The sequence below is a fragment of the Acinetobacter haemolyticus genome, assembly GCF_003323815.1.
GTDB lineage: Bacteria > Pseudomonadota > Gammaproteobacteria > Pseudomonadales > Moraxellaceae > Acinetobacter > Acinetobacter haemolyticus.
Genome location: NZ_CP030880.1, coordinates 793,594 through 807,991, shown reverse-complemented (window position 1 = coordinate 807,991; position 14,398 = coordinate 793,594). Strand labels below are relative to the sequence as shown.

16 protein-coding genes are annotated in these 14,398 nt (G+C 39.9%); 9 read left to right on the top strand and 7 right to left on the bottom strand.

Translation table 11 applies throughout. The features are described 5' to 3' along the window. Positions 1 to 19: 19 nt before the first annotated feature. Positions 20 to 895, bottom strand: coding sequence for a LysR family transcriptional regulator (locus DS737_RS03805; RefSeq protein WP_113996805.1), 876 nt, complete (start codon positions 893 to 895; stop codon positions 20 to 22). Between the two features lie 102 nt (positions 896 to 997). Here DS737_RS03805 and DS737_RS03800 point away from each other — a divergent pair, with 102 nt between their 5' ends. Further along, positions 998 to 1,603, top strand: coding sequence for a LysE family translocator (locus DS737_RS03800; RefSeq protein ID WP_113996804.1), 606 nt, complete (start codon positions 998 to 1,000; stop codon positions 1,601 to 1,603). Positions 1,604 to 1,730: 127 nt separating this feature from the next. Here DS737_RS03800 and DS737_RS03795 read toward each other — a convergent pair whose 3' ends face one another. Next, positions 1,731 to 2,255, bottom strand: coding sequence for a YecA/YgfB family protein (locus tag DS737_RS03795; RefSeq protein ID WP_004640385.1), 525 nt, complete (start codon positions 2,253 to 2,255; stop codon positions 1,731 to 1,733). A 72-nt stretch (positions 2,256 to 2,327) separates the two neighbouring features. Next, complete coding sequence (locus DS737_RS03790) at positions 2,328 to 2,534, bottom strand: PA3496 family putative envelope integrity protein (protein WP_004640386.1); 207 nt, start codon at positions 2,532 to 2,534, stop codon at positions 2,328 to 2,330. A gap of 343 nt (positions 2,535 to 2,877) precedes the next feature. Here DS737_RS03790 and rpoD point away from each other — a divergent pair, with 343 nt between their 5' ends. The 6 genes from rpoD (at position 2,878) to DS737_RS03755 (ending at position 9,511) form a co-directional block, all read left to right on the top strand. After that, complete coding sequence (rpoD, locus tag DS737_RS03780; RefSeq protein ID WP_004640390.1) at positions 2,878 to 4,758, top strand: RNA polymerase sigma factor RpoD; 1,881 nt, start codon at positions 2,878 to 2,880, stop codon at positions 4,756 to 4,758. 138 nt (positions 4,759 to 4,896) lie between these two features. Further along, complete coding sequence (locus DS737_RS03775) at positions 4,897 to 5,184, top strand: YbeD family protein (RefSeq protein ID WP_005083022.1); 288 nt, start codon at positions 4,897 to 4,899, stop codon at positions 5,182 to 5,184. 172 nt (positions 5,185 to 5,356) lie between these two features. Further along, positions 5,357 to 6,010 carry a lipoyl(octanoyl) transferase LipB gene (gene lipB / locus DS737_RS03770; protein ID WP_113996803.1) on the top strand — a complete coding sequence of 218 codons (654 nt, stop codon included), beginning with the start codon at positions 5,357 to 5,359 and terminating at the stop codon, positions 6,008 to 6,010. Positions 6,011 to 6,092: 82 nt separating this feature from the next. Next, on the top strand, positions 6,093 to 6,626 hold the full coding sequence (locus tag DS737_RS03765) for a hypothetical protein (protein WP_005083027.1): 534 nt from the start codon (positions 6,093 to 6,095) through the stop codon (positions 6,624 to 6,626). Positions 6,627 to 6,628: 2 nt separating this feature from the next. Then, positions 6,629 to 7,813: an iron-containing alcohol dehydrogenase gene (locus DS737_RS03760; RefSeq protein ID WP_004640396.1), complete on the top strand. Its 1,185-nt coding sequence runs from the start codon at positions 6,629 to 6,631 to the stop codon at positions 7,811 to 7,813. Positions 7,814 to 8,113: 300 nt separating this feature from the next. Continuing rightward, on the top strand, positions 8,114 to 9,511 hold the full coding sequence (locus tag DS737_RS03755; RefSeq protein ID WP_017394983.1) for an APC family permease: 1,398 nt from the start codon (positions 8,114 to 8,116) through the stop codon (positions 9,509 to 9,511). A 59-nt stretch (positions 9,512 to 9,570) separates the two neighbouring features. Here the strand turns inward: DS737_RS03755 and DS737_RS03750 are convergent, their stop codons facing one another. Next, positions 9,571 to 10,128: a flavodoxin family protein gene (locus tag DS737_RS03750; RefSeq protein WP_004640399.1), complete on the bottom strand. Its 558-nt coding sequence runs from the start codon at positions 10,126 to 10,128 to the stop codon at positions 9,571 to 9,573. A 116-nt stretch (positions 10,129 to 10,244) separates the two neighbouring features. Between DS737_RS03750 and DS737_RS03745 the strand changes: the two genes are divergently transcribed. Together DS737_RS03745 and DS737_RS03740 are read left to right on the top strand one after the other, a co-directional pair. Next, positions 10,245 to 10,625: a winged helix-turn-helix transcriptional regulator gene (locus tag DS737_RS03745; protein WP_004640401.1), complete on the top strand. Its 381-nt coding sequence runs from the start codon at positions 10,245 to 10,247 to the stop codon at positions 10,623 to 10,625. A 15-nt stretch (positions 10,626 to 10,640) separates the two neighbouring features. Then, entirely contained in the window at positions 10,641 to 10,964 is a 324-nt protein-coding gene (locus DS737_RS03740; RefSeq protein WP_113996802.1) for a VOC family protein, read from the top strand. Positions 10,965 to 11,034: 70 nt separating this feature from the next. On the opposite strand, the gene DS737_RS03735 is transcribed toward DS737_RS03740, so the two are convergent. From DS737_RS03735 to serS, 3 genes are all read right to left on the bottom strand, one after another. Further along, a complete protein-coding gene (locus DS737_RS03735) occupies positions 11,035 to 11,505 on the bottom strand; it encodes a tRNA (cytidine(34)-2'-O)-methyltransferase (RefSeq protein WP_005083031.1) in 471 nt (156 codons plus the stop codon). Between the two features lie 146 nt (positions 11,506 to 11,651). Then, positions 11,652 to 13,028 carry a siroheme synthase CysG gene (gene cysG, locus DS737_RS03730; protein WP_113996801.1) on the bottom strand — a complete coding sequence of 459 codons (1,377 nt, stop codon included), beginning with the start codon at positions 13,026 to 13,028 and terminating at the stop codon, positions 11,652 to 11,654. Between the two features lie 67 nt (positions 13,029 to 13,095). Then, positions 13,096 to 14,367, bottom strand: coding sequence for a serine--tRNA ligase (gene serS / locus DS737_RS03725; RefSeq protein WP_113996800.1), 1,272 nt, complete (start codon positions 14,365 to 14,367; stop codon positions 13,096 to 13,098). Positions 14,368 to 14,398 lie beyond the last annotated feature (31 nt).

Below are 14,398 nucleotides of genomic sequence, written 5' to 3'. Positions count from 1 at the left end.
TTCAGAACAAGTCTATTGTTTAGCTCAAACCAAACTCTAACTGACTGGTTTGCATCTGTCCTCTTAGCCAATCACAAAATAATACTTTACGTACATCTTCCTCAAAAGGCTCCGCAGACAATAGAAAGTAGGCAGATTCATCCTGATATATGGAACTGATTGGTTGTAATAACTGATGTTTGATCTCGCGTTCAACCATGTAGGTCGAAACCAAAGTCGCGCCTAAACCAGCCAAACAAGCCTCGATACACAAATAAAAGTGCTCTAGTTCTGTTTTAGAATAACCTTTGAATTGCTCTGAATGTTTATACTGAAATTGCTGCCACAATTTACTCCGTGATGTTGAAATAAATATCTGATTGGTTTGCCGAGTTATCTTACTCGCTGTAACACATAGCATTTGCTCATCCGCAATTTTCTCACTATAGATTGATTTACCCCAATCAAAATCATTTCGTCTCAAAGCTAAATCAATATTTTGCTGTTTAAAATCAACCCTCCCTCCTCCTGTTAAAAGAGTAACCTCGAAGTCAGGATAGAGCTGCTTAAAATGAATTAGACGTGGTATCAGCCACTTCATCGCTAAAGTAGGCTCACATGAAAGGACCAGATTTTTTTGTACTACTGATTGTTTATTTAATTGCGTTAAACATTGGTCAATTTGCTGAAAAGCTTGCTGGCAGCAATCAAACAAAGCTTCTCCTTCAGCAGTTAAACGGAGCTTTCGAGATGCTCGAATAAATAAAGTAAAACCTAAAGCATCTTCTAAATTTCTAATTTGTTTACTCACTGCACCTTGCGTCACAAATAAACGATCAGCCGCAACCGTCACACTTTGATAGTGTGCTGCAAAATAAAAAAACTTTAATGAATTCAATGATAGACGCTCAATCATTCCAAAAACTCATATATGTATGCGAATTATTTTCGATTTTAAATATAACAAGATTATGAAAAATATAAAAATTATGTAAAAAGCCTTATTAGGAATAGATGAGTGAATGAAATATTAACAGTAGGTTTGATTACCCTACTCGCTGTGATCAGCCCTGGTGCAGACTTCGCACTTGTTACTCGAAATAGTTACCTATATGGGCGAAATTTAGGAATTTGTACCGCCTATGGCATTGCATGTGGTGTTTGGATTCATATTAGCTATAGTTTAATCGGCTTAAACTTTTTGAAGAGCCTTCTTCCTGATTTTATTCAACTTATCCAATATATTGGTGCAGCGTATCTCATATATATTGGCTATAAGACTTACACCCAAACTTCCGTTAAGTTAAATGACAAGCAGACAAACATCACCAGTTGGCAAGCATTCAAACATGGATTTTTAACCAATAGCTTAAATCCAAAAACAACCTTATTTGTGATGAGCATTTATTCTCAGATCATGACGATAGAGAACCAACTATTTACGCTCCTCGCTTATGGTATCTTTATTTCTAGTAGCCATCTGATCTGGTTTTGCTTAATTACGATTTTCTGCTCAACACCAGCGATTCGGCACAAAATTTTAGCTAAACAGCTCCTACTAAACCGATTAATCGGCATGATACTCAGTGGATTAGGTCTGAGTTTGTTATTCGCAAACCTGTAAATCAAAAAAGTTAAGTATAAAAACGACGCAGCAAAAATCATAAAAAAACGTCCATTACGGACGTTTTTAATTAATCTTTTTTTGTGATACGCAAGCTTCACCCTTGCGCAGTACAAGAGCTTCAGCTTTAGCTAGGCGTATGGTACATGAGATAAATTTCGTTTAAATTATCTGGAATCTCTTCTGCCAATTCATCCATGAGTTGACCATTGCGACGGAAAGACTCCATTTGTGGGTCTTCTTCATCAATACCGCTAAACACCATAATCGGTAGCGTCAAATCAACTAATTGTTCTTCATATTCAGGTGCAAACCAAGCATCTTCATTTAAGAACATTGCATCAACAAAGCCGACACTCCAATCACCTAAACTTGAATCAACATCAGCTTCTTCGATTTCAAATGGAAACTCAATTCCATCCTCATTCGCCAAATCCTGACGAATTGATTCCAACCAAAGTTTGATTTGCTCAATCACATCACTTGGAACTTTCTTTTGATTATTATCAAAAAGCTCATCTAACCAGCGATCAAAAGTAGGACCGACAGCAATTGCGCATAAAAAGCCATGAGTTGCAGCGAAATCTAGACCGTATTCGTTTTGATCACCGTCAAGATAATTACTCAATAAGTCTAAATCTAACGTGCTCATTCTCTATCCAACTCTAAAAATACATCGTCAACAGCATAACATTTTAGAACCTAAAATCTTAAGCAATTTTGCTTAATCTTCGTCATCAAAATCGTCGTCGTCGAAATCATAATCAAAATCTTTTAATTCTCGCTCTAAACGGCGTTGCGCTAACAAATCATCGATTAAACGGCGCTTTTCTAATGATTCTTTAGCACTGAGCTTGCTTGATGACTCATCAAAACCAGCGTCGTCTTCACCGTAGTTGTCATCATCTAGTTCAAAATCTGTAGAAGACACTAAGTACCTCAAATGAAAAAATGTTAATGGGCCTAGCCGCTATTTATCTGTCTTAGATTTTCTTGTCAAGTTTTATTTGCTTTTTTTACTATAAATCGCGGTTTTGTACTTTTTTTCAGCAGTTTTTTTGTGTATTTATAATCTAAGAACTTTAGGTATAAAAACACGTTTAGGAATTTTAGGCTTGAAAAAATACAACACACCCCCATATTCAAAAAATCATTGGAAAATGAAACCTATTTTTTATTTAGTGCAAACGGATCAAATCCAAAACATTCCTCGTGAATTGTGCTATCATGCACGGTTTTTCACCGCCACAGATTCAACAAAAGAGTAAGCAAAGATGAGCGATATGCATTCCCCTACTTCGCAAGTAGCGGCTCTGATTAGCCGAGGCAAAGAACAAGGTTACTTAACTTACGCTGAGGTTAACGATCATCTACCAGACTCGATTACAGAAAGTGAGCAGATTGAAGATATTATTCAAATGCTCCAAGACGTCGGTATTCCAGTGCACGAACGCGCACCAGAAACTGATGACACTATGTTTGGTGAATCGACTGAAGCAGCGGATGAAGTTGCTGAAGAAGAAGCTGCTGCCGTATTAGCATCGGTTGAAAGTGAGCCAGGTCGTACTACAGATCCAGTACGTATGTACATGCGTGAAATGGGTACGGTTGAACTTCTAACCCGTGAAGGCGAGATTAGCATTGCGAAACGTATCGAAGAAGGTATTCGTGATGTTTTACATTCGATTGCTTACTGGCCAAATGCCGTCGAAGTGGTTTTACAAGAATATAATGACTTTCTAACTGGTGAGCGTCGTCTTGCCGATATTCTCTCTGGTTATTTAGACCCAGAAACAGACGAAGAGATTCCTGAAGTTCTTGAAGATGAAGCTGAAATCGAGGAAGAAGAAAGCCCAACTTCAACAACCAAAGAAGTTAAACTCGATGATGACGATGAAGAAGAATCTGAAAGTGATGATGACTCTGAAGGTGATTCAGGTCCAGATCCTGAAGTTGCAAAAATACGTTTCACCGAATTAGAAACAGCTTGGAACGATACTAAAGCCATTATCGAAAAGCATGGTCGTAATAGCAAAGAAGCAGAAGCTGCTCTTGAAGCATTAGCTGCTGTATTTATGATGTTCAAATTTACACCACGTTTATTTGATATCATTTCTGAAATGATTCGTGGTACACATGATCAAATTCGTGCCAATGAGCGTGAAATCATGCGCTATGCGGTTCGTCGTGGTCGTATGGATCGTACTACTTTCCGCACGACCTTCCCTGAGCAAGAATCAAATCCAGCTTGGTTAGATGAGCAAATTGCAAAAGCTCCTGCGGAAATCAAAACACATTTAGAAAAAGTTCGTCCTGATGTATTGGCATTCCAACAAAAGATTGCTGATATCGAAAAAGAACTTGGCTTAAACGTGAAAGATATCAAAGATATTTCTAAACGTATGGCTGTAGGTGAAGCAAAAGCACGCCGTGCCAAGAAAGAAATGGTTGAAGCAAACTTACGTTTAGTAATTTCGATTGCGAAGAAATATACCAACCGTGGCTTACAGTTCCTTGACTTGATTCAAGAAGGTAACATCGGTCTGATGAAAGCCGTAGATAAGTTTGAATATCGTCGTGGTTATAAATTCTCGACTTATGCAACTTGGTGGATCCGTCAGGCAATTACCCGTTCGATTGCGGATCAGGCACGTACTATTCGTATTCCTGTTCACATGATTGAAACGATTAACAAGATCAACCGTGTGTCTCGCCAACTACTTCAAGAAATGGGTCGCGAACCGACTCCTGAAGAATTAGGTGAACGTCTGGAAATGGACGAAGTTAAAGTTCGTAAAGTACTTAAAATCGCAAAAGAACCGATTTCGATGGAAACACCGATCGGTGATGATGAAGATTCGCATCTTGGTGACTTCATTGAGGACTCAAACATCACTTCCCCAGTAGATGCTGCAACCTCAGAAGGCTTAAAAGAAGCGACGCGTGAAGTCCTTGAGAACTTAACTGAACGTGAAGCTAAAGTATTGAAAATGCGTTTTGGTATTGATATGCCAACCGACCATACTCTAGAAGAAGTAGGTAAACAGTTTGACGTAACTCGTGAACGTATTCGTCAGATTGAAGCGAAAGCTTTACGTAAGCTGCGTCATCCGTCTCGTTCAGAACACTTACGTTCATTCTTGGAAAACGACTAATATTGGGGAAATCCTGTGTAAAAGCAAAGCAATGCTTTGCCCTTACGCAGGGCTTGAAGTTTAATACTTTATCCCCATTTATGTATTAGATCATAAGCGCCTGCACTGATGCAGGCGTTTCAAATTAAGAGGTTGCTCATGTTAGACCGCACTCCTTCTCGTGAATTGCAAGAACATCTTTGGGTTTTCCCGATGGACTATCCAATCAAATTGATTGGTAATGCAGGGGATGAACTTCGAGTAGCTGTTGTTGATATTTTGCAGAAGCACTTCCCTGACTTTGATGGCGAATCAATTAAAATTCAGCCTTCACGTACAGGTAAATACCATTCTTTAACCGCACAATTGCGTTTTGAAGAGCTGGAGCAAGTTCATGCACTATATGCAGATCTTGCAGCATGTCCTTTAATTAAGACAGCGCTTTAATAGAAAAATCCAAAATACGAAAGTGTTTTGGATTTTTTCTTTTCACTCAGAACAATCATAACGATAGAATGTTTTTCAGCTAATTTTATAAAAGATCTCTATTTATCTTAGCCAAATCATTAGATAATCGATACCAAGATAAAACTGCACCAATCAAAGGAAAAATGCTGTAATGAACTTTGAGAAGCCCTCATTAATCATTCGCTGTTTCAAAGACCTACAAGATTATACCGATCGATTTGAAGCGATGAAAAATTTCACTGAAAATCGAGATGCAGATAGCTCTGATGAAATTTGGTTATTACAACATCACGACGTACTCACGCAAGGACAAGCAGGCAAAGCAGAACATATTTTAATACCCAGCCATCTTCCAATTGTGCAAACAGATCGTGGCGGCCAAGTGACATGGCATGGTCAAGGACAATTAGTGGCTTACTTTTTGTTTGATTTAAATCGTTTAAAATGGAATGTTCGCACCCTAGTGAGTTTTGCTGAGCAAGCAATGATTGACCTACTCAAAAAATACGGTATCACGGCCTACGCCAAAGCGGATGCACCAGGCGTCTATGTAGATGAGCGTAAGATCGGTTCTCTGGGTTTCAAAATTCGCCGAGGTCGTAGCTATCATGGTTTAGCACTGAATATTGACTGTAGTTTAACAGGCTTTCAAACCATTAATCCTTGTGGATACGCAGGTTTGGAGATGGTACGCTTACAAGATCTACTGCAAGACTATCCGAAATTTGAACAGCTTTGTGAGGATTTCACTCACTATCTACAAAATACAAATTTCTTTCATGACCTTGTAGTCAAATCTGAATAATTTACTTTTCAATTCAAAAGAAATAAATTAGAGTAAATACTCTAAATTAGCTTTTTGCATAATTTTAACAAGGGATACGCAAGTGATTTCAAGCAAAGCAGTGAAACCCACCTTGCAATTTGCCTACGTCAAACTCATGATGGATGTTGTCGGTCGTGGTTTAGTCATGGCAAGTCAGGTGGATGATGAAGTACATGAGGAAGTATCAAAATTTCCTGTCGGTTTTGTACTTTCGATGAATGTTTTCCCCAATGGACCTGCATTTATTGCAAAAGTAACCGAAGATAAAACGCTGGAACTTGTACCAAACTACAAAGGGAAACCAGATTTAACTATTACCTTTAAGCATCTTACCCATGCATTTTTAGTATTCTCATTTCAAGAAAGTACTGCCCAAGCTTTTGCCAATGATCGCATGATTGCTGACGGTGACGTATCTAGTGCAATCCGTCTTGTTCGTTGCCTAAATAAGATGGAAGCATTAATCCTGCCAAAATTAATTGCTTCACTCGCAGTAAAACGCTACCCAGCCGAATTGACATTAAAAGAAAAATTCACGGGTGCAAAAAATATCTATCTGAAAGTCGCTAAATCATATCTCAAACGGAGCGCATAACCATGGCTAAGCCTTATTACGAGTTTTTCTGTCCTGTAAAAGTCATTGCTGGTAACGCTGCGTTAGAGCATATCCCTTTCGAACTTGCAACTTTAGGTGCAAAACGCCCTATGATCATTACTGATAAAGGCGTTCGAGCAAATGGCTTACTCAGCCCAATTGAAGCAGCATTCAGCACCACAGATGCGGTAATCGGTGCAATTTTTGATGATGTTCCACCTGACTCAAGTTTAGAGGTAGTTCGCTCCGCAGCTGAAACTTATCGCAAACAAAACTGTGATGCCATTATCGCCATTGGTGGTGGTTCAGTGATTGACACCTCTAAAGCAACCAATATCTTGGTATCTGAAGGCGGTGATGACCTGTTACAGTACTCAGGTGCACACAACTTACCAAAGCCACTCAAACCTTTCTTTGTAATTCCAACAACATCAGGTACGGGTTCTGAAGTCACGATGGTTGCTGTAGTTTCTGATACGCAACGCAATGTAAAATTGGCTTTTGCTTCCTATTATTTGATGCCTCATGCAGCGATCCTTGATCCACGTATGACCATGACTTTACCTCCGCATTTAACCGCAATGACAGGTATGGATGCACTTACTCACTGTGTAGAAGCGTATACGTGTTTGGCAGCCAATCCACTCAGTGATGCATATGCAAGTGCGGGTATAAAGAAAATCAGTGAAAATCTATTCAAAGTCCTCGACAATCCAAGTGATGCACAAGGTCGTTTAGAGCTTGCTCAAGCATCGACAATGGCAGGTATCGCATTTTCAAATTCAATGGTCGGTCTTGTTCACTCGCTTGGTCATGCTTTAGGTGCGGTTGCCCACCTCCCGCATGGACTATGCATGAATTTATTCTTACCGTATGTACTTGAATACAACAAAGAAGTGAATGGCCAAAAGATAGGCGAGTTGTTGCTTCCTTTAGCAGGTGCAGACATCTATTCTCAAACCCCTGCAAACCAACGTGCTGACAAAGCAATTGCTACGATTTTGACGATGCGTGATCGTTTACATAGCTTGACCAAATTACCGCGTACGTTGCGGGAAACAGGTAAGATTACTGAAGCCCAACTGGATGAGGTTGCTGAAAAAGCATTGAATGATGGATCTATCATCTACAATCCGAAAGAAGCAAATCTCAAAGATCTTCGCGCTATTTTACAAAAAGCGTGGTAAGACCTCACTTAGCTAAATAAATATTTAGTAAATAAGCCTCGACTCACTTAGATTTACATCATGATCCATGTAAATTTAGGGTTCGAGGCTTTTTTATGGCAAATGAACCCATAATTCATCGAATTCTCAACCAAATTGGCAAAAAAATTGCTAAAAAATACAGAAAAGTGCTGACAATTTACGCCAAATTAGGATAGATTGGCGCACTTCGCTTTTTTTTCTGTAGGGGGGATCATTTTTGTCTCAAATGATCCTTAAACCATAGCTGATCCTTGATCAACGATAATGAGGATAACGCCGTTGACAAACATCTCTGGGACTCAATCAGCAGCTAAACTGCAAAAAACATTAGGTCTATGGCACGTCATAATTATTGGTTTGGCTTATGTTCAACCAATGACGTTATTTGATACTTTCGGTCTCGTATCCGAAGCAAGTAATCACCATGTTCCAACCTCTTATATCTTCGCCCTCGTTGCCATTTTGCTAACCTCAATTAGCTATGGGCATATGATCCGACGTTATCCTTCGTCAGGCTCCGCCTATACCTACGCACAAAAATCGATTCATCCGAATGTCGGTTTTATGGTCGGTTGGTCATCTTGGCTAGATTACCTACTCTCTCCTATGGTGAATATCATTCTTGCTGTCATTTATTTGACTGCATTATTTCCAGATATTAATCACTGGGTTTGGGTTGTAGTTCTCACCGCATTTATGACGGGTGTTAATTTACGTGGTGCAAGATTCGTTGCGAACTTTAACAGTTGGATTGTATTGGTACAGTTAATTGTTATCGGTACATTTACCTACTTGGTTTACAGTAAATTGCAGATGGGTGTAAACGCGGATGGTCCGATTACCGCAGAAACTCGTTATCAATTATGGACACTTGAGCCATTTTGGAATGAGCTCACATCTGTTGGTGCGCTGATTACAGGTGCAACTTTACTGTGCTTCTCATTTACGGGCTTTGACTCGTTGAGTTCACTTGCTGAAGAAACTAAAGATACCGAGAAAACGCTACCTAAAGCAATTTTCTTAACTGCTTTATTTGCAGGCGTAATCTTCATTATCAGCACGTATTTCATTCAGCTTTATTTCCCTGGTAACCCAAGCAGTTACTTTAAAGATATTGCTGAAACACAACCAGAAATCCTATTGCTCGTGGGTGGTTCACTGTTCCAATCATACGTACTTGCATTTGCAATTATTACTGTAATGGCTTCAGGTATTTCAGCGCATGCTGGTGTTTCACGTCTCATGTATGTGATGGGTCGCGATGGCATTATTAACAAAAAGATTTTCGGTCATATTAGTCCAAAAACATTTACACCATCTTATAACATCTTGATCGTTGGTCTTGTTGCTTTATCAGCAGGCTTTATGGATCTAGATATTGTGATTTCGATGATTAGTTTTGGTGCTTTAACCGCATTTACCTTTGTAAATTTATCGGTTATTTCTCGTTATGCACTTCGAGATGGCCGTACCAAGACATTTAAAGAAATCATCAATTATGTCGTTATTCCGTTGTGTGGTTTTATCAGTATCTTTGCCTTATGGCTAGAAATTGAGGAAACTGCATTGAAATACGGTTTATGGTGGGCAATGTTTGGGGTGCTATATCTAGGCTATAAAACTAAGGGCTTTAAATATACCGCTCCACAATACAATGAGTTTGATGACAAGCATTAACTTGCTTCCCAATTAACTCATTAAAAAAGGTGCAGTTTTCAACTGCACCTTTTTTTGTATTATGCAGAAGCCAAACGCTCCACAACATTTTTGACACGTTGTGCATAATGTTTAGCGGTTTCCAAATCTCCAGATGGAATTTCATCAGTACTCGCATCCGAAGGTGATTGCACCAATAAGCCAACCGATCCGCCTAGGTTGTTGACATCTTCCCTTTTGGCGGCTTTGGTATTGGCAGGAAGTAAGCCTAAGCTCACCCATATTCCACCATGCTGTGAAGCCAAAGTTTGTAGTTGAATGAGTGTCACTTGCTTATCACCATTTAAACTTGCGCTATTGGTAAAACCTGCAAAAACTTTGTCTTGCCAACCACGTGTAAACCAAATTTTTGATGATGCATCAGCAAATTTCTTAAATTGCCAAGGTGCAGCAGCCATATAAGTTGGTGTCCCAAAAACGATTCCTTGCGCATCACTTAAAGTTTGCCAGTCTTGTTCCGTAATTTCACCATTTTGATCAATCTCGATTAATGTTGCATCAATTGCTTGTGCAAAAGTTTCAGCCACAACTTTGGTATGGCCATAGCCTGAGTAATAAACCACTGCAATTTTTGTCATGAGTTCACCTAGTGTTTTTAAAAGTTCGATTTAATGATATATTTTAGAAACTAGGTGTCAATTAGTTACCAATAGGTAACTAGTGAACTGTGAATGAAAAGTTGAGGGTACCAAAGATGATTAAAGGCTTGAAATATAATATTTATCAACAGCATTGCCCTGCTCGATTATTTTTTGAAAAAATTGCAGATAAATGGGTTTTATTAATCATCAATGTTTTGGCTAAAGAGAGTCAGCACTTCAATTTACTTAAAAAGAACATCGAAGGGATTTCGCCAAAGGTTCTCTCACAAAAATTAAAAATGCTTGAGCGAGATGGCTTTATTGAAAGGCAAGTACAAGACACCTCACCAATTCGTGTGGAATATTCTTTGACGGCTTTAGGTTTAGAAGTTGCAGAAATGGCATTTCAGTTGAAAGATTGGGCTGAGAGTAATATCGAACAAATCATTTCTGCTCAACAACGTTTTGATGCTATACAAGAAAAAATAGAATAATCCGATGAGGTTCGTATGCACCCACAACCTTTAATTGCTGTTACAGATGTCGAGAAAACCAGTCAGTGGTATCAAACTGTGCTTGGCCTGCAAAGCGGACATGGCGGCAAAGAATATGAACAGTTGCTATTTGAGCAAACCATGGTGTTGCAATTACATCAATGGCAAGCGCATGACCACTCATATATTGGAGAGCCTAAATATGTGATTGGCAATGGTGTTCTGTTATGGTTTGAAAGCAAGCAATTTGATGAAATTGTCAAAAGCTTGCAAGCCCACCACGTTGAAATATTGGAAGGTCCAAAATACAACCCGAATGCACACCATCGCGAAATTTGATTTAAAGACCTAAATGGTTATACTCTCGTTGTTGCTAGTCCATATGGTGATATATAAAAGTCCAATACAATCAGAGCTGTTTGAACCCTTGTTGTCTCCACGCCTCGTACACAATAACTGCAGTTGCGTTAGATAGATTTAAGCTTCTAGAGTTTTCAGCCATGGGCAGGCGAATCCACTGATCTTGAGGGAACATCAAACGGACTTGTTCAGGTAGGCCTCGAGTTTCTGGCCCCATTAACAATGCAACAGGACGATTTAGATCAACTGTATGCGGTGTTGCAGTTCCTTTTGTTGTCAGTGGAAAAACATGTTCCACACCTTTAGCTTTTAGATCAGCAAGGCATAATTCTATATTATCCCAAATTTGCATTCTCGCCCATTCGTGATAGTCCAAACCTGCACGTTTCAACTTTTTATCATCTAGCTCAAAACCCAAAGGTTTGACCAAATGTAGTTGTGCACCAGTATTGGCACATAGACGAATGATATTACCTGTATTCGCAGGAATCTCAGGCTCGTATAGAACGACATGAATCACTTAATTACTCACTTATACATATATTAGCTAGCTTGGCACAGAACCCTAATTTAGTCGGGAATATAGTCATGAGTGTCCCTCAGGCACATATCCTTCTTGCGGAGTTTTCACTCCTCAGGGCAGCGATAGTCAATCGCTGCATCCCCTCACTCATGCCATTTTAACTGTTCACGTAGACTCACCACTTCACCAATAATGGTTAAAGTCGGTGCTACGATTTGATGCTCTGATACTTTGGTTGCAATATCCGCCAAAGTACCGACCACCACTTTTTGTTCAGGAGTAGTTCCTTTAGAAATGAGCGCTACAGGCATAGTTGGGCGCTGACCATATGCAATCAGTTGCTCACAAATTCGCTCTAATCCAACTAAACCCATATACAGTACCAAAGTTTGGTTTTCATAGACCAGTTCGTTCCAAGGTAACTCTGGTGAACCTTCTTTTAAATGCCCTGTCAAGAAACGTACACTTTGTGCATAATCACGATGTGTTAGTGGGATACCCGCATATGCAGAACAACCTGAAGCAGCGGTAATTCCCGGCACCACTTGAAAGGTCACATTGGCTTCTACCAATTCTTGAATTTCTTCACCACCACGCCCAAAGATAAAAGGATCTCCCCCTTTTAAACGGCAAACACGTTTACCTTTTTGCGCATACTCCACCAATAAAGCATTGATACCATCTTGCGGCACAGAATGATTGGAACGTGCTTTACCCACGTAGATCTTTTCTGCATCACGGCGGCATAATTCCAAAATGGGTGCAGATACCAAACGATCATAGATCACGACATCTGCCTGCTGCATGAGACGCAATGCTTTTAACGTTAAAAGTTCTGGATCACCCGGCCCTGCACCCACTAAATAAACTTCACCTTTGGGTGCAATCCATTCACTAAGTGCCTGCTGAATCAGATCGTTGGCAACATCAATATTGTCATTGAATACCTGCTCTTTAAGTGGGCTGGCATACAAATTTTCCCAAAAGATACGACGCTCATCTGGATTTGTGATTTTTTCTTTGACTTGCTTACGCCATTTTCCTGAAAACTCAGCAAGTCTCCCCATGCCATGCGGCACAATCGTTTCAATTTGAGTACGAAGCTGTCTAGATAAAACAGGTGATGCACCATTAGATGCAACTGAAATCACCAAAGGCGAACGATCAATAATTGCAGGAACCATAAAACGACAATGTGGAATATCATCAACACTGTTGACCAGCAGATTACGCTGTTCACATTGCTCAAATACCGTTTTATTGACCAGAGGTTGGTCGGTCGCTGCAATAACCAGGCGATAAGGAGTTGCAAGAATATCTTCTGAGAAAGGTTTGTAAATACACTGCCCTGCTGACTTTTCAACCAGAGCAGTTAATTCAGGCTCGATCTCAGGCGCAATCACATCAACAATTGCACCCGCTTTGACCAACAAGTTTGCTTTGCGATAAGCAATATGCCCACCACCGACAATCAGACATCGTTGCTGCTGCAACTTTAAAGAGATTGGGAAAATTTCCACATCATGCCTCTATATTTTCAATCTGATTGAGATAAAGCAAAAACTGTGCACAAATTCGATGCAAAGCTTAATCGATATAAGTTACACCGCCCATATATGGACGTAAAACTTCAGGAATCTCGATTGAACCATCTGCACGTTGGTAGTTTTCCATCACTGCAAGTAAGGTACGCCCCACTGCGAGTCCAGAACCATTTAAAGTGTGCACCAATTCGATCTTCTTCTGATCGACACGGTAACGTGCTTTCATACGGCGAGCTTGGAAATCCCCCATATTTGAGCAACTTGAAATCTCACGATACGTATTTTGGCTAGGTACCCAAACTTCGAGGTCATATGTTTTAACTGCACCAAAGCCCATGTCACCACCACAGAGCAAAATCTTACGATACGGCAAACCCAATGCCTGTAAAATGCCCTCTGCATGTGCAGTTAAGTCTTCAAGCGCCTGCATTGAGTGCTCTGGTTTTACGATTTGCACCATTTCGACCTTGTCGAATTGGTGTTGGCGAATCAGACCACGGGTATCACGACCATAAGAACCTGCTTCACTACGGAAACATGGAGTATGTGCTGCGTATTTAAGTGGCAAGCGATCTGCGTCAATAATTTCATCACGCACAAAGTTGGTGATCGGCACTTCTGCTGTTGGAATCAAATAATATTCTTTTTCGCCTTGAAGCTTGAATAGATCTTCTTCAAATTTTGGTAATTGACCTGTACCACGTAAGGTATCCGCATTCACCAAATACGGAACATAAGCTTCGGTATAACCATTTTTAAGCGTATGTGTATCCAACATGAATTGGGTTAATGCCCGTTGTAAACGTGCTAAAGGACCTTTCAATACACTGAAACGTGAACCTGTAAGTTTAGTCGCAGTTTCAAACTCAAGACCACCCATCCATTCGCCAAGATCAGTATGATCTTTGATTTCAAAATCGAACTGACGTGGTGTGCCCCATTTTAAGATTTCAAGATTATCGCTTTCATCTTTACCAAATGGAACAGACTCATCTGGTAGGTTTGGAATCGCAAGAGACTTCTGCTCAAGTTCAGTTTGCAATTCAGCCAAAGCGACTTCAGCCGCTTTGATTTCATCACCAATCGCAGCCATACGCGCCATAATTTCTGACGCATCTCCACCCGACTTTTTGATTTGACCAACTTGCTTTGCACCTGCGTTACGTTCAGCTTGTAAATTTTCTGCTTTAGATTGCAAATCTTTACGGCGAGCTTCTAAATCAGCCCATTCTTGTACATTGAGCTGAATACCACGTTTTGCCAAAGCAGCATTTACCACTTCGATATTATTTCTAAGTAATTTTGGGTCGATCATAATCAATCATGAATAGAGAAAAAACTGGCTA

Bases quoted from the DNA above. Each gene is read 5' to 3' on its own strand.
- DS737_RS03805 (WP_113996805.1), bottom strand. From the start codon at position 895: ATGATTGAGCGTCTATCATTGAATTCATTAAAGTTTTTTTATTTTGCA.
- DS737_RS03795 (WP_004640385.1), bottom strand. From the start codon at position 2,255: ATGAGCACGTTAGATTTAGACTTATTGAGTAATTATCTTGACGGTGAT.
- rpoD (WP_004640390.1), top strand. From the start codon at position 2,878: ATGAGCGATATGCATTCCCCTACTTCGCAAGTAGCGGCTCTGATTAGC.
- DS737_RS03775 (WP_005083022.1), top strand. From the start codon at position 4,897: ATGTTAGACCGCACTCCTTCTCGTGAATTGCAAGAACATCTTTGGGTT.
- lipB (WP_113996803.1), top strand. From the start codon at position 5,357: ATGAACTTTGAGAAGCCCTCATTAATCATTCGCTGTTTCAAAGACCTA.
- DS737_RS03760 (WP_004640396.1), top strand. From the start codon at position 6,629: ATGGCTAAGCCTTATTACGAGTTTTTCTGTCCTGTAAAAGTCATTGCT.
- DS737_RS03750 (WP_004640399.1), bottom strand. From the start codon at position 10,128: ATGACAAAAATTGCAGTGGTTTATTACTCAGGCTATGGCCATACCAAA.
- DS737_RS03745 (WP_004640401.1), top strand. From the start codon at position 10,245: ATGATTAAAGGCTTGAAATATAATATTTATCAACAGCATTGCCCTGCT.
- DS737_RS03740 (WP_113996802.1), top strand. From the start codon at position 10,641: ATGCACCCACAACCTTTAATTGCTGTTACAGATGTCGAGAAAACCAGT.
- serS (WP_113996800.1), bottom strand. From the start codon at position 14,367: ATGATCGACCCAAAATTACTTAGAAATAATATCGAAGTGGTAAATGCT.